Genomic DNA, 25,360 nt, shown 5'->3' with positions numbered 1-25,360 from the left:
ATACATAACCGAGAGACCCAACAATGGCTGAAACTCGCCGTCTGTTCTTTGCACTCGAACTCCCAGCAGAGGTGCAAAAACAGATTATCCAGTGGCGCGCCGCACAGTTTCCTGAAGATACCGGGCGGCCGATTGCCGCCGCTAACCTGCATCTGACGCTCGCCTTTTTAGGTGACATCAGCGTGGAAAAGCAAAAGGCGCTCAGCCAGTTAGCTGGGCGAATTCGCCAGCGCGGTTTTACCCTGACCATTGATGATGCCGGGCAATGGCTGCGTTCGAATGTCGTATGGATTGGCCCGCGCCATGCGCCTTTAGGACTCATTCAACTGGCAAACATGTTACGCTCACAGGCGGCTCGCAGCGGTTGTTATCAAAGCCCGCAGCCGTTTCATCCGCATATCACGATTTATCGCAATACGCCGCGCGCAGTCGCTATTCCGCCCCCCAATTTCCGCTGGCAATATCAGGTAGATGAATTTGTGTTGTATGAATCTGTTTTCAAACAAGGGCGAACGCGTTACCAGCCATTGCAGCGCTGGTCGCTCAGTAATAAGGAAGAATAAATGGAATTTAGCCCGCCATTACAGCAAGCCACTCTGATTAAACGTTATAAACGCTTTTTGGCCGATGTCGTCACGCTTTCCGGCGAAGAATTAACACTTCATTGCCCGAATACCGGAGCAATGACCGGTTGCGCAACACCTGGGGATACTGTCTGGTATTCCACCTCAGACAATCCGACGCGTAAATATCCTCACACATGGGAAATAACCCAGACGCAACGTGGCGAATTTATCTGTGTAAATACATTGCGCGCGAATGGAGTGGTTAAAGAAGCATTAGCGGCAGAAACCATTTCAGAACTATCGGGTTACAACACAATTAAAAGCGAAGTAAAGTACGGCGCGGAGCGCAGCCGTATTGATTTTATGTTGCAAGCAGATTGTAAGGTTAACTGCTATATTGAAGTGAAATCAGTCACGTTATCACAACAAGGTTGTGGCTATTTCCCAGATGCCGTAAGCCTCCGAGGGCAAAAGCATTTGCGGGAATTGATGAACGTGGTTTTGCAGGGCGAACGCGCGGTGCTGCTGTTTACAGTGTTGCATTCGGCTATTACCCAGGTCTCCCCGGCACGCCACATCGATGCAAAATATGCGCAATTGTTATCAGAGGCGCAACAGTGTGGAGTCGAACTTCTTGCTTATAAGGCTGAACTTTCTGCAAGTGGGTTAACTCTAATTTCGCCGTTGCCTGTCCATTTATAATTTTTACTTAATAAAGAGCAGTTAACGTTTGTCTGTTTTGTGTGCTGGCGGCTCGCGTAAATACGCTTTTCTTCACAGGCTTGTCAAGAGAGGAATTTATATAATTGCCATCCTGAAAAGCATCTGCTATTTATAGCGGCCTGATTTTCCCCCGACCAGGGGACCGATAGTGCGTGTTAAGGAGAAACAACATGCAAGAAGGGCAAAAGCGTAAAACATCGTCCCTGAGTATCCTCGCCATCGCTGGGGTGGAGCCATATCAGGAGAAAACGGGCGAAGAATATATGAACGAAGCCCAGCTGTCGCACTTCAAGCGTATTCTTGAAGCCTGGCGTAGCCAACTTATGGATGAAGTTGATCGCACGGTAACGCATATGCAGGATGAAGCAGCAAACTTCCCGGACCCGGTTGACCGTGCAGCCCAGGAAGAAGAGTTCAGCCTCGAACTGCGTAACCGTGACAGGGAACGTAAACTGATCAAGAAAATCGAGAAGACCCTCAAGAAAGTAGAAGACGAAGATTTCGGTTTCTGCGAATCCTGTGGTGTTGAAATCGGCATCCGCCGTCTCGAAGCTCGCCCGACAGCTGATTTGTGCATTGACTGTAAAACGTTGGCAGAAATTCGCGAAAAACAAATGGCTGGCTAACGGCCCGCAATTTCACCACTTTCAAAGGCGGGAGACTCTCCCGCCTTATTCATTTGTAGCCTGTCACAATACTGATGACCACTTTCCACGATACCCGAGTAACTTCAAGATGCAGGTAGGCGGCAAACGAGAGAGTCCCGATGAGCTTACTCAAGTAAGTGATTCGGGTGAACGAGAGCAGTCAACACCCCTGCATTTTGAAGGGCGACGGGGATACATTGGACGTTTTGCTCCCTCGCCTTCTGGTGAACTCCATTTTGGTTCACTGATTGCCGCGCTTGGTAGTTATCTGCAAGCTCGCGCGCAGCAGGGCCAATGGCTGGTTCGCATTGAAGATATCGACCCACCTCGTGAAATCCCGGGCGCCGCTACCACGATTTTGCAGCAGTTAGAGCATTATGGTTTGCACTGGGATGGTGAAGTTTTGTGGCAATCCCAACGACACGAAGCCTATCGCGAAGCCCTGTCCTTCTTGCAGCAGCAAGGTTTGAGTTATTACTGCACCTGTACCCGCAGCCGCATTCAGCAAATTGGCGGTTACTACGACGGTCATTGCCGCACGCTAAATCATGGGTCAGAGAATGCCGCATTACGGTTTGTGCAGCATCATCCGGTATTAAGTTTTGCCGATAAACTGCACGGAAAATTAATTGCCGATGAAAAACTGGCCCGTGAAGATTTCATCATTCATCGCCGTGATGGGTTATTTGCCTATAATCTTGCTGTGGTCGTGGACGATAATTTTCAGGGTGTGAGTGAAATTGTACGCGGTGCAGATTTAATTGAGCCGACAGTACGACAAATTTCGCTGTATCAACAGTTTGGCTGGACGGTACCTGATTACGTCCATTTGCCGCTGGTGCTCAACGAGAATGGCGCCAAGTTATCGAAGCAAAATCATGCGCCAGCCCTACCACAGGGCGATCCACGTCCGGTTATTCATGCAGCGCTGGCATTTTTGAACCAACCAGAAATTGCTGGCTGGCAAGATTTAACGCTGAGTGAGTTACTCAGTCTAGCGGTGCAAAATTGGTCGCTGCAGGCTGTAGGAGCAGGCTCTTCGTGAATACGTCATTCTCAAATGCCACGCACTGAGCTATGATTAGCCGCTGTTTTTTTTGTCCCTATGATTGACACTGCCGAGGTGTACTATTTTTACCCGAGTCGCTAATTTTTGCCGCAAGGTGCTTAACCGCGATGACGTCGTGGTCGAGGAGAGTGAAGATCTCCCGCAAATCACGGTAATTCCGCGTGACCAGCACGCTCTGTCCCGCAAAGATATCAGTGAAAATGCCCTCAAGGTGCTCTATCGTCTGAACAAAGCAGGCTACGAGGCTTACCTCGTGGGCGGCGGTGTCCGTGACCTGTTGCTCGGTAAACAGCCGAAAGACTTTGATGTCACCACCAGCGCCACGCCGGATCAAGTGCGTAAACTGTTCCGCAACTGCCGTCTGGTTGGCCGTCGCTTCCGCCTGGCGCATGTCATGTTTGGGCCGGAAATCATCGAAGTTGCCACTTTCCGTGGTCACCACGAAGAGCAAAAGTCTGATAAACAGACATCGCAGACCGGTCAGAACGGCATGCTGCTTCGCGATAACATCTTTGGTTCTATCGAAGAAGATGCTCAGCGCCGCGATTTCACTATCAACAGCCTGTATTACAGCGTGGCTGATTTCTCAGTTCGCGATTATGTCGGTGGCCTGCGTGATTTACGCAATGGTGTCATCCGTCTGATTGGCGATCCTGAAACACGCTATCGTGAAGATCCGGTTCGCATGCTGCGTGCCGTGCGCTTTGCCGCGAAGCTGAATATGACGATCAGCCCGGAAACAGGCGAGCCCATTCCGCGTTTAGCCACCTTGATCAATGACGTCCCTCCAGCTCGTTTGTTTGAAGAGTCACTGAAACTTCTGCAAGCCGGCCACGGTTACGAGACGTATGAATTGCTGCGTGAATATCAGCTCTTCCAGCCGTTATTCCCGACCATCACCCGCTACTTCACCGAGCAGGGTGACAGCCCAATGGAACGCATGATCGTTCAGGTGCTGAAGAATACCGATAACCGCATTCAGAACGATATGCGCGTTAACCCAGCCTTCTTGTTCTCTGCCATTTTCTGGTATCCGCAACTGGAGATGGCTCAAAAGCTGACCCAGGAAAGCGGGCTTGCCTATATGGACGCCTTCGCTTTAGCGATGAACGAAGTGCTGGACGAAGCCTGCCGTGCGCTGGCTATTCCAAAACGTATCACCACTCTGGTTCGTGACATCTGGGGCCTTCAGCTTCGTCTGTCTCGTCGTCAGGGCAAACGCGCATGGAAGTTAATGGAGCATCCTAAATTCCGCGCTGCGTATGATTTGCTGGCACTGCGTGCTGAAGTGGAAAATAACCAGGAATTACTGCGCCTGACCAAATGGTGGGGTGAGTTCCAGGTGGCTGCTCCACCAGCACAAAAAGATATGCTCGATGTTTTAGGTGATGAACCTGCGCTACGCCGCCGTCATCGCCGTCCGCGCAAACGTGCACCGCGTAGCGGAGGAAGTGCATGACACTGGCGTATATCGCCCTTGGCAGCAACCTTGTGTCGCCGCTTGAGCAAGTGACTCATGCACTGGACGCCATTGCAACCATCCCGCAAAGCCGGGTGGTTGCAACATCTTCGTACTACCGCACCCCACCGCTCGGCCCGCAAGACCAACCTGATTACCTGAATGCCGCTGTCGCCCTTGAAACTGAGCTGTCTCCCGAGGCATTACTGGCTCATACTCAACGTATTGAGCTGGAGCACGGACGAGTACGAAAAGCCGAGCGCTGGGGACCACGAACGCTGGATCTCGACATTATGCTGTTCGGTAATCTGACGATTGTCACGCCAGCACTTACCGTGCCGCACTACGATATGAAAAACCGTGCGTTCATGTTAGTTCCATTACTGGAGATCGCGCCTGATTGCGCCTTCCCTGACGGCCAACTGGTCGCTAAAGTTTTAGAAAATCTCTCCCAGGACGGGATTACTTTTTGGTAACCACGGACGTGTTTTACTTCTTATACCCAGGCTACTTCAAGATGCCGCCAACACAACTGCAGCTTGAAAGTTGAAGAGTATTTAGATTCACTCCCCACCCTTAATTTTCAGGGACTGCCATGAAACCAATCACCATGTCTCAGTTGCGCCAATGGAAACAGGCACAACGCAAGTTCGCCACCATCACTGCTTATGATTTCAGCTTCGCAAAACTGTTTGCCGAGGAAGGCATTGGCGTCATGCTGGTTGGCGATTCATTAGGGATGACCGTTCAAGGCCACGACTCCACGCTGCCGGTAACCGTAGCAGATATTGCCTACCACACTCGCGCGGTACGCCGTGGCGCGCCGAATTGCCTGTTGCTGGCTGACCTGCCGTTTATGGCATACGCCACCCCGGAGCAAGCTTTTGCCAACGCCGCAGAAGTAATGCGCGCCGGTGCGAACATGGTCAAAGTCGAAGGGGGTCGCTGGCTGGTTGATACCGTCAAAATGCTCACCGAACGTGCGGTTCCCGTCTGTGGGCATTTGGGCTTAACGCCGCAGTCTGTGAATATTTTCGGGGGTTATAAAATCCAGGGGCGCGATGAAACCACGGCGCAAACGCTGCTTGATGATGCCCTGGCGCTCGAAGCCGCAGGTGCGCAGCTGTTAGTGCTGGAATGTGTGCCGGTTGCACTGGCAAAACGCATCACTGACGCGCTGGTTATCCCGGTTATTGGTATTGGGGCTGGCAATGTCACTGACGGACAGATTTTGGTGATGCACGATGCGTTCGGCATTACCGGTGGTCATATTCCAAAATTTGCGAAGAACTTCCTTACAGGAACCGGCGACATGCGTGCTGCGGTGCGCCAGTACATCAACGAAGTTGAGTCCGGCACCTATCCAGGTGAAGAACACAGTTTCCACTGACAGGAGAAGGGTTGTGTTGATTATCGAAACGATACCGCTGCTGCGTCAGCAAATCCGCCGTTGGCGCCAGGAAGGTAAGCGCATTGCGGTGGTCCCAACAATGGGGAACCTGCACGACGGGCATATGAAGCTGGTCGATGAGGCAAAAAGCCGCGCCGATGTGGTAGTAACCACCATTTTTGTTAATCCGATGCAGTTTGACCGCCCGGATGACTTAACGCGCTATCCACGCACCTTGCAGGAAGATTGCGAAAAGTTAAATCGCCGCAAAGTGGATTTGGTGTTTGCACCTGCTCCTGGCGACATTTTCCCTAAAGGCCTGGATTCGCAGACCTTCGTCGAAGTTCCAGGGCTTTCGACCATGCTCGAAGGTGCAAGCCGTCCGGGGCATTTCCGTGGCGTTTCTACTATCGTCAGTAAGCTGTTTAACATGGTGCAGCCTGACATCGCGTGCTTCGGTGAGAAAGATTTCCAGCAGCTCGCGTTAATTCGCAAGATGGTTGCAGACATGGGCTACGACATCGAAATCATAGGTGTACCAACGGTGCGCGCAAAAGATGGCCTGGCATTAAGCTCACGCAATGGCTATCTGAACGCTGAACAACGCAAAATCGCACCGGGCCTGCATAAGGTGATGCAGTCTCTGGCGGACAAGCTGCTTGCCGGTGAGCGCGATACCGAAGAGCTGTTAGCGATCGCGGCAACTGAGCTAAATGAAAAAGGCTTCCGTTCAGACGACTTGCAAATCCGCGATGCGGATACATTGCTGGAGCTGGGTGCAGAGAGCAAGCGAGCGGTGGTGCTGATGGCGGCATGGCTCGGACAAGCGCGTTTAATTGATAATGTTCAGGTCGAGCTCGCGCAGTAGACAGCCTGGCAAAATCGGGCAATACTGCCCAACTAAATTCCGGCGGCAAGCACTGAGCTTGCCGCTTATGTAACCCAATAGTGACGAAGGTTTAAGCTATGATACGCACCATGCTGCAAGGCAAACTTCACCGTGTCAAAGTGACGCAGGCGGATTTGCACTATGAAGGTTCCTGCGCCATTGATCAGGATTTCCTTGAAGCGGCTGGCATTCTGGAATATGAAGCCATTGATATTTATAACGTCACCAACGGTAAGCGCTTCTCTACTTACGCAATCGCTGGTGAACGCGGTTCTAAAATTATTTCGGTTAACGGCGCTGCGGCACATTGTGCCGATGTGGGCGACATTCTGATTATCGCAACTTACGTGACGATGCCGGATGAGCAAGCGCGTAGCTGGCAGCCGAAAGTGGCTTATTTCGATGGCGACAACGAAATGAAACGCCTGGCGAAGGCTGTACCGGTTCAGGTTGCCTGACCCCGATCGTTGAATTAAAAAGGCCTGCTTTGTTAAGCAGGCCTTTTTTTGTCTCATGATTTCGGTTGGTTGGAAATCAGTCGCGACATCGTTTCTAACGAGTCGGTGCGTAATACATAAAGCCGTTTCAGTAAAAACGGGTTATCTCCTGGCTTCACTTTCCCACGTACAGTCGTCACCGCCATATGGAACCCCGCATCGTTGGCTGCTTTCACGGCTTTATCGTTATAGCCACCAAAGGGGTACGAAAGGTATAAAACATGCGGATTAAACTGTGCCAGCGCGCGTCTGGAATGTTCAAAATCGAGCAAGATATTGCGGTAGGTACGGCGTAAAAGTGTCGGCTGGCGGTTTGCATCAACGCGATGCAAAAAGTGCGTGTGCGACTGGATATCAAACACATCCTGGCTGGCCTGTAATTCCGATATGCTCATAAATTGCAGCGTTTTCGGGTTCCAGGTTTGTGGGTGCGCTTTAATACGTGACGAAATAATAAATGACGTTGCCTTAAAACCGTATTCTTTGAGGATCGGGTATGCGTAGCGATACACCGACTTTAACCCATCATCAAAAGTAATCACCACCGCGCGCGCAGGCATGTTCATTCGATTGCGCACGTAACCTTCGAGCTGATACAGAGTCAGCGTGGTGTAACCCATATCCCGCAGCCAGGTCATTTGGTTGTTGAATGCCACAACCGACGTCGTGGTTGATGTATGACGAAAACGCGTGTTCTCTTCGTCACGCAGAATATGGTGATAGGTAAGCACCGGAATGCCGTTATCCGGCTGGGCATCAAGGCTGCTGATATACCCAAGGCGGTTGCCAATTCGAATCTGATACCAGGATTGGTTAAGCCGGTCTTTCAGACTGGCAATAATGGGATAACGTAAGTTATTCGCCAGCGTACCAAACGGGGCACTGCCACTGTCTGGTGCGTTATACACGGCCACATCACGGAAGGTCACCAGGTTTTGGTTGCTCAATGGCTTATGCAAATCGCCCAGACGATCTTCAACACGTTGTTTTCCCTGCACTGGCTCCAGATGCGATTTATCAATAAAGCCCGTACCAAAGCCAAAACTGAACTCGTAATAATCTGCCGCCGTCGGGACGACTGCCAGTATTTGCCCTTCCTGAATGGTGCCGACAGAGATGACTTTATCCCCCACTTGCGCCCAAATATCGGCATCTTCAGTGGTTTGCATATATTGCGCGGGAGTATGGTGGCTGCTGAGCAGGCTAGCATTAGCGCTACTACCACAAATCAGCATCAGGGCTGCAAAGATAAGACGAGTTAGCATAACGGGTTTGATTGCACTGAGTGTCTCAATGACGAGAAGAAGCGGTCATTCTAACAAAAGCCCGCCCAATACCAACCGATCAAATCAATAATGGTGTAGTAACACGAAGGGGGGATTTTTTTGTTGCTGATGCCAAAGACTGGTGATGTCGCCCCCGCCATGCTCAACAATATGGTCGCGGAACGCTTCACTGGTCAACGTGGTTCGATACGCACGCATCGCAAACAACACGGGTAACGTAACGCCGGAAATCACTTCACAATGGGTATGTTGGTGGCTGATTAATGCCGCAGTACGATAAGGGGCAGCCCCGGCCTGGTCGGTCAAAAAGACCACTCCGTCACCCGAATCACAATTGTACAACGCATCACACATCATACGACTCAGCATGTTGGTGCTCAGTCCCTTCCAGTAATTCACCGAACAACATTGAGCCTGAGGCCCAAAACGACGCTCAATTGCATCCAGCATATCCTGAGCGTAGTAGTCATGACCCGCAATCACCCAACCTAACATGGCATTCTCCTTTTTGCAGGGCGACAGTGTGCCAAGGTGAGATTTTTGCGCTGTGATACGAATCAATAGCAGGTAAGAAAATTCTTAATTTATGTCCCCTTTCGGCTATTGCTTATGCAGATCTCACTGAGGCCGTCTGCCAAGGTGAGATCTGTTGGCTTCGTGGGTTTTCCGTTCACCCGTGCGGCTGATTATCCCTGTCACTATTGCGAACGGTGAACGTGCCAGGAGGATTACGCATCCTCCTGGCGACCTCGGCGCCCGGCCAATAAATCGCCGCTAAAGCGGTAAACCCCAGTTTTCCCCCAACATTCAGGGTCGTTCGCGATTCGTTCCCGACGATCGCTCTCTTTCGCCGCTCCCAGCGGCTCAACCCTGACTGAAGGGGAAAAACTGTGGCGATTTAAGCCGGGAACAAGGGGGTCGCGGCAAGTTCAGGTAGATAACGCAGACCTTGTTTTGCTGAAAAATCTAAAGCGATGCAATGTAAACATCGTATTGTGGAGTGAAAGCGAGGGGTGTGACGGTGAACACCCTTCGGACGTTCACCGGTTCGGTGGCTGCATGTAGCGGAAGACTTCGAGTGAACGGAACTTTCACCACTTCCGACATAAACAGCCAATCCTAATCTCAAAGATGTGACTAAGAGACAGCCTCTCAGGGAGGCTATGAAAATTAGCTACGCAGACCACGCCCACGTTGAATCAAATACCAGCACAGAATATAGAATGCGGTGATAAAGCCGACCAGTACCGTGATGGTGAACAGCAGCGGTACGTCATTGATGCCCAGGAAGCCGTAACGGAAACCACTGATCATATACACCACTGGGTTCAAGTGGGACAGCGCCTGCCAGAACGGCGGCAGCAGCGTCAGAGAGTAGAACACCCCCCCCAAATAGGTCAGCGGAGTCAGCACAAAAGTGGGGATCAGGCTGATGTCGTCAAAGGTTTTGGCAAACACCGCGTTCAGCAGACCCGCCAGCGAAAACAGAATTGCCGTCAGCAACAGCGTCAATGCGACAAAGAGCCATGAATGAACCTGGAATGGCACGAAGAACAACGAAACGGCAGTTACCATAACCCCAACGCACAAGCCACGTGCAACACCGCCACCAACGTAACCCGCAATAATGATATGGGTCGGCACCGGTGCCACCAGCAACTCCTCAATGTTGCGCTGGAATTTTGCGCTAAAGAATGAAGACGCTACGTTGGCATAAGAATTAGTGATCACCGCCATCATGATCAAACCCGGCACGATGAACTGCATGTAAGTAAAACCATGCATTGAGCCGATTTGCGAGCCGATCAAGTTACCGAAAATAATAAAATACAGGGTCATAGTGATGACCGGCGGTACTAGCGTTTGAATCCAGATACGCGTGAAACGATGGATTTCTTTGGTCCAGATACTTTTTAACGCCACCCAATAGAGATGCATCATGCCTGGTCTCCTTTTGACCCGTTTACCAGCGTGACGAACAGCTCTTCAAGACGGTTTGCTTTGTTACGCATACTTAATACCTGAACACCTTGCGAACTTAACTGACTGAAAACACTATTTATCCCCTGCTCGCGCAGCACTTCAACTTCCAGAGTCGACGTATCCACCAGGCGATACTGGTAGCCATCAAGCTGTGGCAGCGGGCTTTTCGGCGCTAAATCGAGGATAAAAGTTTCTGACTTCAGTTTGGAGAGTAATGATTTCATTGACGTATTTTCGACTAACTCGCCATTTTGAATAATACCGATGTTGCGGCACAGCATCTCTGCTTCTTCAAGATAGTGGGTGGTCAAAATAATGGTGGTGCCTTTGTCGTTCAGATCCTTCAGGAAGCCCCACATTGAACGGCGCAGTTCGATGTCGACGCCCGCTGTTGGTTCATCAAGAATTAACAATTTAGGCTCATGCATCAAGGCACGGGCAATCATCAAACGGCGCTTCATGCCACCGGACAACATGCGCGCACGTTCGTTGCGTTTTTCCCACAGATCGAGCTGTTTCAGGTATTTTTCGCTACGTGCGATGGCTTCGCTACGTTCAACGCCGTAATAACCCGCCTGATGTACAACAATCTGTTGCACCGTCTCAAATGGGTTGAAGTTAAATTCCTGCGGCACCAGCCCAAGCTGGCGTTTGGCGTTAACAATGTCTTTTTGCAGATCGTAACCAAACACGCGAACCCGACCTGAGGTTTTATTTACCAACGAGCTGATAATACCGATAGTGGTGGATTTTCCTGCGCCGTTTGGCCCCAGCAGGGCGTAAAAGTCCCCTGCTTCAACACGAAGATCTATGCCGCGCAGTGCCTGTACACCGCCTGCATAGGTTTTCGTTAACTGTTCCAGTTCTAATGCAATTGTCATTATTTACGGTTGCCTTGTCCGGTACAAAAAAAGTTGCGCCCCAAATAATTCGAGTTGCATGAAGGCGGCAAGAACAAGAATCCCGATGAGCTTACTCAGGTAAGTGATTCGGGTGATTGAGCGCAGCCAACGCACATGCAGCTTGAAGTATGAAGGGGATAGCTGTTTTAAAATTTATTCAGTTGCCCTATATTACCTCAACGCACTTCTCCTGTTACAGGTTGTTAACTTCCATGAAAGACATTGATACCCTCATCAGCAATAACCAGGTCTGGTCAAAACTGATGGAGGACGAAGATCCGGGTTTTTTTGAACGTTTGTCTCAAGCCCAAAAACCTCGCTTCTTGTGGATTGGCTGTTCCGATAGCCGCGTACCTGCCGAGCGTCTGACGGGCCTTGAGCCTGGCGAGTTGTTTGTTCACCGTAATGTGGCAAACCTGGTCATTCATACGGATTTGAATTGCCTTTCTGTTGTTCAGTACGCAGTAGATGTTCTTGAAGTTGAACACATTATCATCTGCGGTCACTACGGATGCGGTGGTGTACAAGCGGCGGTTGAGAACCCAGATTTAGGGCTGATTAACAACTGGCTGTTGCACATCCGCGATATCTGGTTCAAGCATAGCTCCCTACTGGGAGAACTCCCACCGGAGCAGCGTCTGGATACGCTTTGCGAACTGAACGTAATGGAGCAGGTTTATAACCTCGGCCATTCCACCATTATGCAGTCCGCGTGGAAACGTGGACAAAAAGTCACCGTACACGGTTGGGCTTACGGTATTCACGATGGTCGCCTGCGCGATTTGGAAGTGACTGCCACCAGCCGCGAATCGCTGGAACAGGGCTACCGTAGCGGGATTTCAAATCTTCAGAATTCTCATATCAGCCACAAGAATAGAACACCTTCTCAGTAACACAGATAGCAAAAAGGGCCTTAAAGGCCCTTTTTTAACGTCAAAACTTCGCGCTTTTCGACACGTTACTCGTCCAGCAGAACCACTTTACCGACGTATGGCAGATGGCGATAACGCTGAGCGTAGTCAATACCATAACCCACCACGAATTCGTCAGGAATGGCGAAACCCACCCACTCAACGTTCACGTCCACTTCACGACGCTCCGGTTTATCCAGCAGCGTACAAATTGCCAGTGACTTTGGCTCACGCAGGCTCAGAATTTCGCGCACTTTGCTCAGCGTATTACCGGAATCGATAATATCTTCGACGATCAGCACGTCTTTACCGCGAATATCTTCATCGAGATCTTTCAGGATTTTCACATCGCGGGTGGTGGACATGCCGCTGCCATAACTCGATGCCGTCATAAAATCGACTTCGTGTGGCACGTGGACTTCACGGCACAGGTCCGCCATGAACATAAATGAGCCACGCAGCAGACCAACCAGCACCATATCACTACCGCTATCACGATAATGTTCAGTGATCTCACGACCCAACTCAGCGATACGGGCTTTGATCTCCGCTTCGGGGATCATCACTTCAACAGTATGTTTCATAGTTATAACCATATGATTTAAAAATAAATCATTCGATATTGGTTGATTGTAAACCAATACAAAATATTCAGGCCAGCAGTATAACAGCAAAACACATTCTCATCCGCTATCCGTAAAAAGGCCATTTATGTGATGAATATCACACTTGTTAATAACTATAATGAATTGCTATCAAATTTTTAAGAGCGTGATAATTGTGAAAACAAATAACTCTGGTTCGCGAGTCATCGCAACCTTAACAGCCCTGTTTGCAGTACTGACCGGGCTGTATTTACTTATTGGCGGGATATGGTTAGTGGCAATTGGGGGTTCCTGGTACTACCCAATTGCAGGGGTGGTGATGCTAGTCACCGCAGGTTTACTTTGGCAACGTAAAGCATTGGCGCTGTGGCTCTATGCCGCATTACTGCTTTGCACCGCAGTGTGGTCAGTCTGGGAAGTCGGTTTCGATTTCTGGGCATTAACACCGCGTTTAGACGTACTTTTCTTCTTCGGCGTTTGGTTACTGCTACCGTTTGTTTATCGTCATCTGATTCAACCGGCTACAGGTGCCGCTCCCGCGCTAGGGGCAGTACTGGTTGTTACCGTGATTGGGCTGGCCTGGGCGGTATTTAACGATCCGCAAGAAATTAACGGCACGCTGAAAAGCGATGAACTGACAAAGACAGCAAGCTCCACCATTCCTGATGCCGATTGGCCTGCATATGGTCGCAATCAGGAAGGACAGCGCTACTCTCCTTTAAAACAGATCAACGATAAAAACGTCGGTCAGCTTAAAGAGGCGTGGACCTTCCAGACGGGTGACGTGAAGCGCCCAACCGATCCGGGTGAAATCACCAACGAAGTCACTCCGATTAAAATCCGCGACACGCTTTACCTGTGTACCGCTCACCAGCAACTGTTTGCGCTGGATGCGGCAACCGGTAAGCAGAAGTGGAAATTCGATCCGCGACTGGATACCAACCCTTCGTTCCAGCACGTGACTTGCCGTGGGGTTTCTTATCACGAAGCGACTGCGGATAACGCAAGTCCGGATGTCGTTTCAGACTGCCCACGTCGTATCATCCTTCCGGTGAATGACGGGCGTCTGTTTGCCATCAATGCCGATAACGGCCAGCTGTGCGAAAGCTTTGCTAACAAAGGCATTCTGAATCTGCAAACCAATATGCCGGTGACAACACCAGGCATGTATGAACCCACTTCACCGCCAGTTATCACCGATAAAGTGATTGTGATTGCGGGTGCAGTAACAGATAACTTCTCTACTCGCGAGCCGTCTGGTGTTATCCGTGGCTTTGATGTGAACAGCGGAAAGCTGCTGTGGGCATTCGACCCGGGTGCAAAAGATCCGAATACCATTCCAGGCGACGAACATCATTTCACCCTTAACTCGCCGAACTCCTGGGCGCCAGCCGCCTATGATGCAAAGCTTGATTTGGTCTACCTGCCGATGGGGGTCACCACGCCAGATATTTGGGGCGGTAATCGCACACCGGAACAGGAGCGCTATGCCAGCAGCATTGTCGCTTTGAACGCAACGACCGGGAAACTGGCATGGTCTTATCAAACGGTTCACCACGACCTGTGGGATATGGACATGCCATCGCAGCCAACACTTGCCGATATTAGCGACAAGAACGGCAACCTGATCCCGGTTATCTACGCACCTGCGAAAACCGGCAACATCTTTGTGCTGGACCGTCGTGACGGCAAACTGGTCGTTCCGGCTCCGGAAAAACCCGTTCCGCAGGGTGCAGCGAAAGGTGATTACGTTACGCCAACCCAACCGTTCTCCGACCTCAGCTTCCGTCCGAAGAAAGATCTCAGCGGCGCGGATATGTGGGGGGCGACGCTCTATGACCAGATGGTCTGCCGTATTATCTTCCACAACTTGCGTTATGAAGGCATTTTCACACCGCCGTCTGAGCAAGGCACGCTGGTATTCCCGGGCAACCTGGGGATGTTCGAGTGGGGTGGAATTTCAGTTGACCCGAACCGTCAGGTGGCGATCGCCAACCCAATGGCCCTGCCGTTTGTTTCTAAGCTGATGCCACGCGGTCCAGGCAACCCAATGGAACCACCGAAAGATGCTAAAGGTAGCGGTTCTGAATCTGGCATTCAGCCACAGTACGGCGTGCCATATGGCGTGACGCTGAACCCGTTCCTCTCTCCGTTCGGCTTACCGTGTAAGCAACCGGCGTGGGGCTACATCTCTGCGATCGATTTGAAAACCAATGAAGTGGTGTGGAAGAAACGTATCGGTACGGTGCGTGACAGTTCACCTCTTCCACTGCCGTTTAAAATGGGGATGCCAATGCTGGGCGGCCCAATTTCGACCGCAGGGAACGTGCTGTTTATTGGCGCAACCGCAGATAACTATTTGCGCGCTTATAACATGAGCAACGGTGACAAACTGTGGGAAGCGCGTCTGCCAGCCGGTGGACAAGCGACGCCGATGACCTATGAAGTGAATGGCAAGCAGTACGTCGTGATTTCTGCGGGTGGCCACGGCTCCTTCGGAACCAAGATGGGCGACTATATTGTTGCTTATGCTTTGCCGGACGACGCTAAGTAGTTTTCCCCTCACCCTAACCCTCTCCCACGGGGAGAGGGAACCGTTCGGTATTCCCCCTCTCCCCGTGGGAGAGGGCCGGGGTGAGGGCCATTTTACGCCACCGTAAATCCGAGCATCATGCCGGTATCTTCATGTTCGAGCAGATGGCAGTGCGCCATATACGCATGCTCCTTTGAAGCGACATGATCAAAACGCACTAACACTTCGCTACGCGCGCCTTCCACACGCACGGTATCTTTCCAGCCCTGACGATGGGCCGCTACCGGTTGACCATTCTCACTGAGGATACGGAATTGCGTTCCATGAATATGGAAAGGATGCAGCATCATGTCGCCTTCGCCGGAAATCGTCCATTTCTCGTATTTGCCCTTTTCGGCGGCGAAAGCTGGCGTATTCATATCAAACGCTTTGCCGTTAATCTTATTCGCATTATGGAAATCGAAACCAGCGCCCTGTTTGCCGTGATTCATGCCGCCATGATTCATCTTGCCATGGTCCATATTCCCCATGCCGCCCATATTGCCATGCCCGGACATGCCCATGCCGCCCATCGCCTGAGGGCCGTATTTATCCATCAGCGCCTGCATTCCCATCATATCCAGCATCGGATCCATCATCAGTTGCAACCAGCGTTCGGTAACCCCTTCATGATTGGGTATCGCCGGGACAGTAGCCAGCTTATCGGGCAGTTCGGCAGAAGCGGCGATAATCAACGGTTGGATGCGCACGACAGGCACTGGCTGGTCAAAAGGCGCGACCGTCATACCCATTTGTTTAACCGGCAGCGTGACGATATCAAACGCTTTGCCGTCACGAGTATCCACCAGCACTTCGAAGCGCTCCCCCATTAACATGGAGAGTTCGGTGACTTTAACCGGTTCCGCGAGCAGGCCACCATCGCTGGCAATCACGTACAACGGTCGGTTATCGCTGGCAGCAATATTTAATGAACGAGCGTTACAGCCATTGAGCAAACGTAAACGCAGCCAGCCACGCGGGTTAGCATGCTGTGGGTACACCGCTCCGTTACACAACAGCGTGTCGCCAAACCAACCAACAGCCGCACTCATCAGATCCAGTTGATAATCAATTTGCCCATCGGCACTGAAACGCTTGTCCTGAATAATCAGCGGCACATCATCGATGCCCCACTGCTTCGGTAAGCGCAGCGCACGGCTTTCGCTATCCTCAATCAATACCAGCCCCGCAAGGCCCATCGCGACCTGATGACCCGTTTTTCCATGCTGATGCGGGTGGAACCAGCACGTTGCCGCGCGTTGCTGCGGTGTAAATTTCACGGTGCGTTTGCCACCTGCGGCAATGACACCTTGTGGACCGCCGTCGACATCGCCGGGGATTTCTAAACCATGCCAGTGAAGCGTCGTCTCTTCCGCGAGGGTGTTATTTATCTCAACGGTGACTTCTTCACCCTGACTAAGCTGTAACGCAGGCCCAAGCAAATTGCCGTTATAACCCCAAGTGGTGGCCGTTTTTCCATTGAATGTGCTTTTGCCGCCTTGTACGGTTAAACGGATGCTATTCTTTGCATCAGGGGAGAGAATTCCGGGGATCGGCAATGCGGGTCTGTCGGCCGCCAGTGCCGCTTTACTCCAGAGCGGCAGAGCGCTAAACGCACCAATAGCAGCAGAATATTTTAGAAAATCACGGCGATGCATATTCAATTCCTTTCTTTAGCAGGCGTGCTGTTGAGCATAAACCTTTACCCAAGGGGAAGGTCAAGTTTTACCCAGAGAATAGAGCTGTGAATAATTCTCGTCGCGTCTTGCTCAACTGTGCTAACGTTTCGTATCTGATAAAAAGTGGTAGATGTGATGAAGATGGGTGTTAGGGCATTAATGCTGGGATTGTTGCTGGCTTTTTCTACCAGCAGTCAGGCACTTAGCGAGTCTGAAGCAGAAGATATGGCCGATCTTACTGCGGTTTTTGTGTTCCTGAAAAATGATTGCGGCTACCAAAATCTGCCTAACGGACAAATTCGTCGCGCACTGGTGTTTTTTGCACAACAAAACCAGTGGGATTTGAGCAATTACGATACCTTCAACATGAAAGCATTGGGTGAAGACAGCTATCGCGATCTTAGTGGCATTGCCATCCCAACAGCGAACAAATGTAAATCGCTGGCTCGGGATTCATTAAGTCTGCTCGCCTACGTGAAATAACCCGTCATACTTCAAGCTGCAGCTGCGTTGGCTGCGTTCGCTCACCCCAGTCACTTACTTATGTAAGCTCCTGGGGATTTACTCACTTGCCGTCTTTCTGCAACTCGAATTATTTTGGGTTTTAGTGAATTAACGCTTTTGCGCAATAAATTCCCGGTAGGCGTTAACCACTTGCATAAAGTCCTCAACGCCGCAGAATGACAAGCTCTCTTCGTCGTAGTAATTCATCCCGTCTTCCATTTCATCACCGGTTATTTCCAGCTGATTGGCACGGATAATCACCTCTTCTTCATCGAGCCACAACGTGTATTCGTGCCCAGTACGTTGCCACTGGCGTTCACTACCTTTTACTGAGTTTGCTGCCTCTTCAACTTCATCGAGCAGGGCGAGATTATCTTTTACTTCTTCATTAAACCAATGACCCACCACTTCGTGACCCATCGACATACGCACTTTCACCAACCCGGTGACATCGCGCAAAAATTCATATTCCATGGTGTTTTCCTCTACCCGGCCTGGGGAAATACAGTACCCCTTAGCGTATAAGGTAATTATCGCAGCAAAACCGGCGAAAAACAGGATGTAAGTAGAGGATAGGGAAATAAAATTGAGTGGTCTGATGCCCTCACCCCGCCCCTCTCCCACGGGGAGAGGGAGAAAACCGTGCTCTGCCAGGAGAGAGAGAAAACCGGACAGTCCCCTCTCCCGTTGGGAGAGGGTTAGGGTGAGGGGAAAATCATTTACACCGCGGTCTGGAAAATCACACCGTCTGCTTTCTCGGTGTACTGAGAAAGTTTGTCAAAGTTCAGATAACGGTAGGTATCGACAGCCGTCTTATCAACTTGCGCCATAAAGGTCTGGTATTCGTCAGGCGTTGGCAGTTTGCCCAGCAGTGAAGCCACTGCGGCCAGTTCTGCGGAAGCCAGGAACACGTTAGCACCAGTACCCAAACGGTTAGGGAAGTTACGCGTCGACGTTGAAACCACGGTCGAGCCATCTGCCACACGCGCCTGGTTACCCATACACAGTGAACAGCCCGGGATTTCGATACGTGCACCGCTCTTACCAAACACGCTGTAGTAGCCTTCCTCAGTCAACTGAGCGGCATCCATACGCGTTGGCGGAGCAACCCACAGACGAGTCGGCAACTGACCTTTGTGGCTATCGAGCAGTTTACCTGCCGCACGGAAGTGGCCGATGTTGGTCATGCAAGAACCGATGAACACTTCATCAATTTTCTCGCCCTGAACATCAGACAGCAGACGTGCATCGTCCGGATCGTTTGGCGCACACAGAATAGGCTCTTTGATATCGTTCAGATCGATTTCAATGATCTCTGCGTATTCTGCATCGGCATCCGCTTCCATCAACTGAGGATCGGCCAGCCATTTTTCCATGCCCTGGATACGGCGCTCAAGCGTACGACGATCGCCGTAACCTTCTGCGATCATCCACTTCAGCAGCACGATGTTAGAGCTCAGATACTCTTCGATCGGTTCGCGATCAAGCTTGATGGTACAGCCAGCAGCTGAACGCTCAGCGGAAGCATCGGTCAGTTCAAATGCCTGCTCAACTTTAAGCGTTGGCAGACCTTCGATTTCCAGGATGCGACCAGAGAAGATGTTTTTCTTACCTTTCTTCTCAACGGTCAGCAGGCCTTGCTTAATGGCATACAGCGGGATCGCATGAACCAAATCACGCAGGGTGATCCCCGGCTGCATTTTGCCTTTGAAGCGCACCAGTACTGACTCAGGCATATCCAGTGGCATCACGCCGGTTGCCGCAGCAAACGCCACCAAACCAGAACCCGCAGGGAAGGAAATACCAATTGGGAAACGAGTATGGGAGTCACCGCCGGTACCCACGGTATCAGGCAGCAGCATACGGTTCAGCCAGGAGTGGATAACACCATCACCCGGACGCAGCGACACACCGCCACGGTTCATGATGAAGTCAGGCAGCGTGTGGTGAGTATTCACATCCACCGGCTTAGGATAAGCGGCAGTGTGGCAGAAGGACTGCATCACCAAATCAGCAGAGAAGCCCAGGCACGCCAGGTCTTTCAGTTCATCACGGGTCATTGGACCGGTGGTGTCTTGAGAACCGACTGAAGTCATTTTTGGTTCGCAATACTGATTCGGGCGGATACCTTCAACGCCACACGCACGGCCAACCATTTTCTGTGCCAGCGAGAAACCACGAGTACTTTGCGCAACATCTTTCGCCTGCACAAACACTTCGCTACGTGGCAAGTTCAACGCTTCACGCGCTTTGGTTGTCAGACCGCGACCGATGATCAACGGAATACGACCACCAGCACGCACTTCGTCCAGCAGCACATCGGTTTTCAGCTCGAAATTCGCGATGACTTCGTTAGTTTCGTGGTTACGTACTTCACCTTTGTATGGGTAGATATCGATAACATCGCCCATGTTCAGATTGTTTACGTCAACTTCGATTGGCAGTGCACCGGCATCTTCCATGGTGTTAAAGAAGATTGGCGCGATTTTGCCGCCGAGCACCACACCACCGCCGCGCTTGTTCGGCACGTTCGGGATATCGTCGCCCATAAACCACAGTACAGAGTTGGTCGCAGATTTACGCGAAGAACCGGTACCAACAACGTCGCCCACATATGCCAGTGGGAAACCTTTCTTATTTAATTCTTCGATCTGTTTGATCGGGCCAACGCTGCCTGGTTGATCCGGCACAATACCTTCACGGGCGTTTTTCAGCATCGCCAGCGCGTGCAGAGGGATATCCGGGCGTGACCAGGCATCAGGTGCAGGAGACAGGTCATCGGTGTTCGTTTCACCCGTCACTTTAAATACGGTAACGGTGATTTTCTCAGCCAGTTTAGGGCGAGACAGGAACCACTCGGCATCAGCCCAGGCTTTCAGCACTTGTTGTGCGTGGGGATTACCGGCTTTTGCTTTCTCTTCTACATCGTAGAAGTTATCAAACATCAGCAACGTGTGGGACAACGCTTTGGCTGCAATCGGTGCCAATTTTTCGTTATCCAGCGCGTCAATCAACGGGTGAATGTTGTAGCCACCTTGCATGGTGCCAAGCAGTTCTACAGCTTTCTCAGGGGAGATTAACGGGGAAGTGGCTTCACCTTTGGAGATGGCAGCCAGGAAACCGGCTTTAACGTAGGCGGCTTCATCAACGCCTGGCGGAACACGATTGGTAATAAGATCTAAAAGGAATTCTTCTTCACCCGCTGGCGGGGTTTTCAGCAGCTCGACCAGTGCGGCCATTTGGGATGCTTCTAAAGGTTTTGGAACAATCCCATCTGCAGCACGTTCGGCTACGTGCTTACGGTATTCTTCTAGCACGACGGTTCTCCTCGCTCTCATTGTCATTTCGGTTCCGGCTATTCTCTTCACGCTCCTGTGAGACAGCAGTTTGTAGGGTCAATGCCCGGTTCCGCGACGGGCAGCATAGCAGGATTTTCAGGGGGTGTTAATCCGTTTACAAAAAAGCAACATTAAATACTTGCTGAATCGTTAAGGACAAAATATTACTTTTAGATATGAGCTTCTGGCACAAAAAAACCGCATTGGGATGCCAGGTTTTGTACAAGATTTGTATAGGCGGAAATAATATTTCACGGTTTTGTCTTATTTTCACGGCAAGAATCCCTGTTTAAGACAAAAATTAAACTATCAGCTCTCTATACTCGCCACGATTTGCCGCTTCCCGGCACAGCTCCCTACTTCTGAATACCAGGAGACGTTAAATGAAGTTGCCATTCAAGCCTCATATTCTTGCCCTCGTTGGGAGTGCTGTCATTTTAGCGGCGTCAGGCATGCTAATAGTGAAAAGCCAGTCAACAGAGGCAGCATCGTCTGTACCTGAACCAGTCGCACAACCTGCAGCGCCTGCCCCTGCTGCCGCACCCGCGACACCCGTAGCAGGGACGACTGCACCACTCACAAATGCCCCCACCTTTACGTCTGCCCAAATCGACCAATGGGTTGCGCCTGTTGCGCTATTCCCTGACCCACTTTTATCGCAAGTGCTCATGGCGGCGACCTACCCGGCGAACGTGGTTCAGGCAGTGCAATGGTCTCATGACAACCCTAAACTCGAGGGTGATGCCGCCGTTCAGGCTGTCTCTAATCAGCCTTGGGATCCGAGTGTGAAATCTCTGGTCGCATTCCCGCAATTAACGGCGCTGATGGGGGAAAACCCGCAGTGGGTGCAGAATCTGGGTGATGCCTTCCTTGCACAACCTAAAGATGTGATGGATTCCGTGCAGAAATTGCGTTTGCTGGCGGAACAAACCGGTGCCCTGAAAACGACACCGCAACAAACGGTGACCACCGCCCCGGTAACAGTAAATCAGAACACAACGGTTAAAGAGTCATCGGGCACCAGCGCAGCCCCGGCTCCGACGGTCATAAAAATCGAACCGACTGACCCGCAGGTCGTTTATGTCCCGACTTATAATCCATCGACTGTGTACGGCACCTGGCCAAACACGGCTTATCCACCCGTTTATCTTCCCCCTCCGGAAGATCAATTCGGTGACAACTTTGTTGATGGGCTGGGATTTGGTCTCGGCATAGTCACCACGGCGGCTTTATTTGGCAGCATCGACTGGGATGATGACGATTACCACCACCATGATAATTACAATGGCGGCGGCGGATATAACCGTAATGGAGACAACAACATCAATATTGACGTTGACCGTTACAACCGCGTTTCCGGGCAACATCTGGCCAATAGCAACAATATGCGCTTCCAGCATAACCCTGCGTACAGGGATGGGGTTGGCTACCAGTCCAATGCTGTTTCTGAGCGTTATAACCGGACGAATGCTGCCGCAGGGCTTAGCGCAACGCCAAACGCCGCATCAGCCAACCGTGATGCCCAGCGACAAGCGGCCAAGACCCAGATGCAGCAAACTCAGCGGAAAACGGGAGGCTCAGCACCACAGCTCTCTTCCCGCGATGCTCAGCGTAAGGCATCTTCCCAACAAGTGAACAAAATTGCTCAGCGCAATAATTATAGGGGTTACGACACACCAAACACGGATGCTCGCCGCAACGCCGCGAAGACGCAGGCCAACCGTTCAACGAATCAGCAGACCCAACGTCGTCAGGAAGCGGCCAGAACACAGACGCGTGAACAACAGAATCGGGCCAGCACCAATGTGGCGCAGCGTCAGCAACGCGCTCCACAACAATCCAGATCTGCATTAAGCGGTAACGACAGTCGTTCCCCTTCCTGGCAGGCACAAAACCAACGTGGGCAACAAAGTCTTAATCGCTCATCGGTAAACCGTGAACAGCGCGGTGGTGGCAGAGAACGTGGCTCTCAGGGTCGTGAATTTAATCGTCGTTAAAAGGAGGCATCATGAAAAATCGTATGAAGTTAAGTGCATTAGTAATGCTTATGCTGCCTGCCTTTGTGCAGGCACAGCAACTGTTCACCACACCTGAACTGGCAGCCACCACATTTGCGAATGCCGTTATTAACCAGGATGAAGCCGCACTGACCAAGGTACTTGGCGATAACTGGCGGCAGTATCTTCCTGATGACAAAGCCGATCCTGAAGCGGTAGCGCGTTTTATTCGTGACTGGAAAGTGAGTCATAAAATCGAGCAGAAAGAGGAAACTGCGCATCTGAATGTTGGGCAAGAAAACTGGCAATTGCCTATCCCGATAGTGAAAACGGATGCGGGCTGGCACTTCGATATGCAGAAGGCTGCGGATGAAATTCTCACGCGCACCATTGGCCTTAACGAACTGTCTGCGATTCAGGCGATAGATGCCTATGTGGCGGCTCAGCAAGATTACTATCAGCTCGATCAGCAATACGCACAAAAATTTGTCAGTAGCGAAGGTAAGAAAGACGGTTTGTACTGGCCAGTCACTCCGGGTGAAGCGCCCAGCCCGCTCGGTCCAGGCTTCAGCCCTGCGCAACCTGGCATGGGGTATCACGGTTATCACTTCCGTATTCTTACAGCTCAAGGCCCAGACGCACCGGGTGGTGAGAAAAACTATATTTCAGACGGGAAAATGGTAGACGGCTTTGCGTTAATTGCCTGGCCTGTCGAGTATGGGGAAACGGGTGTCACTACCTTTATGGTAAATAACCAGGGGGCGGTTTATCAGAAGGATTTGGGTGAGCAAACGGCTGAAAAAGTGAATGAGATAAAACATTTCAACCCAGATAAAAGCTGGGAAGAAGAGCAGCAATAACCCAATAAAAAAAGCGGCCTAAGCCGCTTTTTTTATTACCATCAAGCGATTACTTCTTTTTCGCTTTCGGGTTTGGCAGGTCGGTGATGCTACCTTCGAAGATCTCAGCAGCCAGACCTACTGACTCGTGCAGAGTCGGGTGCGCGTGGATAGTGAGCGCGATATCTTCTGCGTCACAACCCATTTCGATAGCCAGACCGATTTCGCCCAACAGCTCACCGCCGTTAGTACCGACAATCGCACCACCGATAACACGGTGAGTTTCTTTGTCGAAAATCAGCTTGGTCATACCGTCTGCGCAATCTGAAGCGATAGCACGGCCAGAAGCAGCCCACGGGAAGGTGGCGGTTTCGTAGCTGATGCCTTTTTCTTTCGCTTCTTTCTCGGTCAGACCCACCCATGCAACTTCTGGTTCGGTATAGGCGATTGAAGGAATCACTTTCGGGTCGAAGTAGTGCTTCATGCCAGCGATAACTTCAGCGGCAACGTGACCTTCGTGAACACCTTTGTGCGCAAGCATTGGCTGGCCCACGATGTCGCCGATTGCATAGATGTGCGGCACGTTAGTGCGCATTTGCTTATCGGTACGGATGAAGCCACGGTCATCAACTTCAACGCCAGCAGCGCCTGCATCCAGCAGTTTACCGTTAGGTACACGGCCGATTGCAACCAGAACCGCATCGTAACGCTGTGGTTCTGCTGGGGCTTTTTTGCCTTCCATAGTGACGTAGATGCCATCTTCTTTGGCTTCAACCGCAGTCACTTTGGTTTCCAGCATCAGGTTGAATTGCTTGCTGATACGTTTGGTGAACACTTTCACCACGTCTTTGTCGGCAGCCGGGATAACCTGGTCAAACATTTCAACCACGTCAATATCTGAACCCAGCGCATGGTACACGGTACCCATTTCCAGACCGATGATACCGCCACCCATGACCAGCAGGCGTTTCGGAACGGTTTTCAGTTCCAGTGCGTCGGTAGAATCCCATACGCGTGGATCTTCATGCGGAATGAATGGAAGTTCGATCGGACGGGAACCCGCTGCGATAATGGCGTTATCAAAGGTGATGGTCGTTGGACCATTTTCGCCTTCAACAACTAAGGTGTTAGCACCGGTAAATTTACCCAGGCCGTTCACCACTTTAACTTTACGACCTTTCGCCATACCCGCCAGGCCACCAGTCAACTGGTTGATAACCTTTTCTTTCCAGGTACGGATTTTGTCGATGTCAGTTTTCGGCTCGCCGAAAACAATGCCATGCTCAGCTAAAGCTTTCGCTTCTTCGATAACTTTAGCAACGTGCAGCAGGGCTTTAGAAGGGATACAGCCAACGTTCAGACAAACACCACCAAGGGTGCTGTAACGCTCTACAATGACGGTCTCCAGACCTAAATCAGCGCAACGGAATGCAGCAGAGTAACCTGCCGGGCCTGCCCCAAGTACGACGACCTGAGTTTTGATTTCAGTACTCATCATGACCTC

Annotated in this window: 22 protein-coding genes and 1 pseudogene; 14 read left to right on the top strand and 9 right to left on the bottom strand. The window is 51.2% G+C overall.

The genetic code is table 11. The annotated features are described in order from the left end of the window. The first annotated feature begins 23 nt into the window (after positions 1-23). The 9 genes and pseudogenes from thpR to panD all read left to right on the top strand — a co-directional run bounded on the left by thpR (position 24) and on the right by panD (position 7,201). Positions 24-563: an RNA 2',3'-cyclic phosphodiesterase gene (gene thpR, locus BSPA111_RS19595; RefSeq protein ID WP_183272812.1), complete on the top strand. Its 540-nt coding sequence runs from the start codon at positions 24-26 to the stop codon at positions 561-563. Then, positions 564-1,268, top strand: a complete 705-nt coding sequence (gene sfsA, locus BSPA111_RS19590) for a DNA/RNA nuclease SfsA (RefSeq protein WP_183272811.1) — start codon at positions 564-566, stop codon at positions 1,266-1,268. Between the two features lie 191 nt (positions 1,269-1,459). Continuing rightward, complete coding sequence (gene dksA / locus BSPA111_RS19585) at positions 1,460-1,915, top strand: RNA polymerase-binding protein DksA (RefSeq protein ID WP_183272810.1); 456 nt, start codon at positions 1,460-1,462, stop codon at positions 1,913-1,915. 190 nt (positions 1,916-2,105) lie between these two features. Then, positions 2,106-3,010, top strand: a pseudogene (gene gluQRS, locus BSPA111_RS19580) (tRNA glutamyl-Q(34) synthetase GluQRS). A gap of 56 nt (positions 3,011-3,066) precedes the next feature. Then, positions 3,067-4,464, top strand: a complete 1,398-nt coding sequence (pcnB, locus tag BSPA111_RS19575) for a polynucleotide adenylyltransferase PcnB (protein ID WP_221200576.1) — start codon at positions 3,067-3,069, stop codon at positions 4,462-4,464. Beyond that, a complete protein-coding gene (folK, locus tag BSPA111_RS19570) occupies positions 4,461-4,940 on the top strand; it encodes a 2-amino-4-hydroxy-6-hydroxymethyldihydropteridine diphosphokinase (RefSeq protein ID WP_183272807.1) in 480 nt (159 codons plus the stop codon). The genes pcnB and folK overlap by 4 nt, the downstream gene beginning before the upstream one ends. Positions 4,941-5,059: 119 nt before the next feature. After that, positions 5,060-5,854 (top strand): 3-methyl-2-oxobutanoate hydroxymethyltransferase, encoded by a 795-nt coding sequence (gene panB, locus BSPA111_RS19565; RefSeq protein WP_183272806.1) that lies wholly within the window; start codon positions 5,060-5,062, stop codon positions 5,852-5,854. Positions 5,855-5,867: 13 nt separating this feature from the next. Beyond that, positions 5,868-6,722 carry a pantoate--beta-alanine ligase gene (gene panC / locus BSPA111_RS19560; RefSeq protein WP_183272805.1) on the top strand — a complete coding sequence of 285 codons (855 nt, stop codon included), beginning with the start codon at positions 5,868-5,870 and terminating at the stop codon, positions 6,720-6,722. A gap of 98 nt (positions 6,723-6,820) precedes the next feature. Continuing rightward, positions 6,821-7,201 (top strand): aspartate 1-decarboxylase, encoded by a 381-nt coding sequence (gene panD, locus BSPA111_RS19555; protein WP_034493438.1) that lies wholly within the window; start codon positions 6,821-6,823, stop codon positions 7,199-7,201. 53 nt (positions 7,202-7,254) lie between these two features. On the opposite strand, the gene BSPA111_RS19550 is transcribed toward panD, so the two are convergent. The 4 genes from BSPA111_RS19550 to BSPA111_RS19535 form a co-directional block, all read right to left on the bottom strand. Next, positions 7,255-8,505 carry a polysaccharide deacetylase family protein gene (locus BSPA111_RS19550; RefSeq protein WP_183272804.1) on the bottom strand — a complete coding sequence of 417 codons (1,251 nt, stop codon included), beginning with the start codon at positions 8,503-8,505 and terminating at the stop codon, positions 7,255-7,257. A gap of 84 nt (positions 8,506-8,589) precedes the next feature. After that, positions 8,590-9,021, bottom strand: a complete 432-nt coding sequence (locus BSPA111_RS19545) for a PTS sugar transporter subunit IIA (protein WP_183272803.1) — start codon at positions 9,019-9,021, stop codon at positions 8,590-8,592. A 675-nt stretch (positions 9,022-9,696) separates the two neighbouring features. Then, positions 9,697-10,467, bottom strand: coding sequence for an ABC transporter permease (locus BSPA111_RS19540; RefSeq protein WP_183272802.1), 771 nt, complete (start codon positions 10,465-10,467; stop codon positions 9,697-9,699). Then, positions 10,464-11,390, bottom strand: a complete 927-nt coding sequence (locus tag BSPA111_RS19535) for an ABC transporter ATP-binding protein (RefSeq protein ID WP_183272801.1) — start codon at positions 11,388-11,390, stop codon at positions 10,464-10,466. The genes BSPA111_RS19540 and BSPA111_RS19535 overlap by 4 nt, the downstream gene beginning before the upstream one ends. A gap of 233 nt (positions 11,391-11,623) precedes the next feature. Between BSPA111_RS19535 and can the strand changes: the two genes are divergently transcribed. Further along, positions 11,624-12,304: a carbonate dehydratase gene (can, locus tag BSPA111_RS19530; protein WP_034493430.1), complete on the top strand. Its 681-nt coding sequence runs from the start codon at positions 11,624-11,626 to the stop codon at positions 12,302-12,304. Between the two features lie 65 nt (positions 12,305-12,369). Here the strand turns inward: can and hpt are convergent, their stop codons facing one another. Beyond that, entirely contained in the window at positions 12,370-12,906 is a 537-nt protein-coding gene (hpt, locus tag BSPA111_RS19525; RefSeq protein WP_183272800.1) for a hypoxanthine phosphoribosyltransferase, read from the bottom strand. Between the two features lie 160 nt (positions 12,907-13,066). Between hpt and BSPA111_RS19520 the strand changes: the two genes are divergently transcribed. Then, positions 13,067-15,481, top strand: a complete 2,415-nt coding sequence (locus BSPA111_RS19520) for a glucose/quinate/shikimate family membrane-bound PQQ-dependent dehydrogenase (protein WP_373925647.1) — start codon at positions 13,067-13,069, stop codon at positions 15,479-15,481. A 92-nt stretch (positions 15,482-15,573) separates the two neighbouring features. On the opposite strand, the gene cueO is transcribed toward BSPA111_RS19520, so the two are convergent. Continuing rightward, the gene (gene cueO / locus BSPA111_RS19515; RefSeq protein ID WP_183272799.1) at positions 15,574-17,157 is read right to left on the bottom strand and encodes a multicopper oxidase CueO; all 1,584 of its coding nucleotides are present in this window, start codon (positions 17,155-17,157) and stop codon (positions 15,574-15,576) included. 156 nt (positions 17,158-17,313) lie between these two features. Between cueO and BSPA111_RS19510 the strand changes: the two genes are divergently transcribed. Then, positions 17,314-17,661, top strand: a complete 348-nt coding sequence (locus tag BSPA111_RS19510) for a YacC family pilotin-like protein (RefSeq protein WP_064539870.1) — start codon at positions 17,314-17,316, stop codon at positions 17,659-17,661. 129 nt (positions 17,662-17,790) lie between these two features. Here the strand turns inward: BSPA111_RS19510 and yacL are convergent, their stop codons facing one another. Both yacL and acnB read right to left on the bottom strand, forming a co-directional pair. Beyond that, the gene (gene yacL / locus BSPA111_RS19505) at positions 17,791-18,156 is read right to left on the bottom strand and encodes a protein YacL (protein WP_183272798.1); all 366 of its coding nucleotides are present in this window, start codon (positions 18,154-18,156) and stop codon (positions 17,791-17,793) included. 245 nt (positions 18,157-18,401) lie between these two features. Continuing rightward, complete coding sequence (gene acnB, locus BSPA111_RS19500; protein ID WP_183272797.1) at positions 18,402-20,999, bottom strand: bifunctional aconitate hydratase 2/2-methylisocitrate dehydratase; 2,598 nt, start codon at positions 20,997-20,999, stop codon at positions 18,402-18,404. 404 nt (positions 21,000-21,403) lie between these two features. Here acnB and BSPA111_RS19495 point away from each other — a divergent pair, with 404 nt between their 5' ends. Further along, a complete protein-coding gene (locus BSPA111_RS19495) occupies positions 21,404-23,017 on the top strand; it encodes a DUF3300 domain-containing protein (RefSeq protein ID WP_183272796.1) in 1,614 nt (537 codons plus the stop codon). Between the two features lie 11 nt (positions 23,018-23,028). Beyond that, positions 23,029-23,877, top strand: a complete 849-nt coding sequence (locus tag BSPA111_RS19490) for a DUF2950 domain-containing protein (protein ID WP_183272795.1) — start codon at positions 23,029-23,031, stop codon at positions 23,875-23,877. 49 nt (positions 23,878-23,926) lie between these two features. Here the strand turns inward: BSPA111_RS19490 and lpdA are convergent, their stop codons facing one another. Next, complete coding sequence (gene lpdA, locus BSPA111_RS19485; protein WP_183272863.1) at positions 23,927-25,351, bottom strand: dihydrolipoyl dehydrogenase; 1,425 nt, start codon at positions 25,349-25,351, stop codon at positions 23,927-23,929. Between the last annotated feature and the right edge of the window lie 9 nt (positions 25,352-25,360).

This window comes from Buttiauxella sp. A111 (assembly GCF_014189855.1).
GTDB lineage: Bacteria > Pseudomonadota > Gammaproteobacteria > Enterobacterales > Enterobacteriaceae > Buttiauxella > Buttiauxella selenatireducens.
This window is presented reverse-complemented; position numbering and strand designations above follow the sequence as displayed.

Excerpts from the sequence above, each read along its gene's own strand:
- thpR (WP_183272812.1), top strand. The coding sequence starts at position 24 with ATGGCTGAAACTCGCCGTCTGTTCTTTGCACTCGAACTCCCAGCAGAG.
- sfsA (WP_183272811.1), top strand. The coding sequence starts at position 564 with ATGGAATTTAGCCCGCCATTACAGCAAGCCACTCTGATTAAACGTTAT.
- dksA (WP_183272810.1), top strand. The coding sequence starts at position 1,460 with ATGCAAGAAGGGCAAAAGCGTAAAACATCGTCCCTGAGTATCCTCGCC.
- folK (WP_183272807.1), top strand. The coding sequence starts at position 4,461 with ATGACACTGGCGTATATCGCCCTTGGCAGCAACCTTGTGTCGCCGCTT.
- panB (WP_183272806.1), top strand. The coding sequence starts at position 5,060 with ATGAAACCAATCACCATGTCTCAGTTGCGCCAATGGAAACAGGCACAA.
- panD (WP_034493438.1), top strand. The coding sequence starts at position 6,821 with ATGATACGCACCATGCTGCAAGGCAAACTTCACCGTGTCAAAGTGACG.
- BSPA111_RS19550 (WP_183272804.1), bottom strand. The coding sequence starts at position 8,505 with ATGCTAACTCGTCTTATCTTTGCAGCCCTGATGCTGATTTGTGGTAGT.
- BSPA111_RS19545 (WP_183272803.1), bottom strand. The coding sequence starts at position 9,021 with ATGTTAGGTTGGGTGATTGCGGGTCATGACTACTACGCTCAGGATATG.
- BSPA111_RS19540 (WP_183272802.1), bottom strand. The coding sequence starts at position 10,467 with ATGATGCATCTCTATTGGGTGGCGTTAAAAAGTATCTGGACCAAAGAA.
- BSPA111_RS19535 (WP_183272801.1), bottom strand. The coding sequence starts at position 11,390 with ATGACAATTGCATTAGAACTGGAACAGTTAACGAAAACCTATGCAGGC.
- can (WP_034493430.1), top strand. The coding sequence starts at position 11,624 with ATGAAAGACATTGATACCCTCATCAGCAATAACCAGGTCTGGTCAAAA.
- hpt (WP_183272800.1), bottom strand. The coding sequence starts at position 12,906 with ATGAAACATACTGTTGAAGTGATGATCCCCGAAGCGGAGATCAAAGCC.
- BSPA111_RS19520 (WP_373925647.1), top strand. The coding sequence starts at position 13,067 with ATGAATTGCTATCAAATTTTTAAGAGCGTGATAATTGTGAAAACAAAT.
- cueO (WP_183272799.1), bottom strand. The coding sequence starts at position 17,157 with ATGCATCGCCGTGATTTTCTAAAATATTCTGCTGCTATTGGTGCGTTT.
- BSPA111_RS19510 (WP_064539870.1), top strand. The coding sequence starts at position 17,314 with ATGAAGATGGGTGTTAGGGCATTAATGCTGGGATTGTTGCTGGCTTTT.
- yacL (WP_183272798.1), bottom strand. The coding sequence starts at position 18,156 with ATGGAATATGAATTTTTGCGCGATGTCACCGGGTTGGTGAAAGTGCGT.
- BSPA111_RS19495 (WP_183272796.1), top strand. The coding sequence starts at position 21,404 with ATGAAGTTGCCATTCAAGCCTCATATTCTTGCCCTCGTTGGGAGTGCT.
- BSPA111_RS19490 (WP_183272795.1), top strand. The coding sequence starts at position 23,029 with ATGAAAAATCGTATGAAGTTAAGTGCATTAGTAATGCTTATGCTGCCT.
- lpdA (WP_183272863.1), bottom strand. The coding sequence starts at position 25,351 with ATGAGTACTGAAATCAAAACTCAGGTCGTCGTACTTGGGGCAGGCCCG.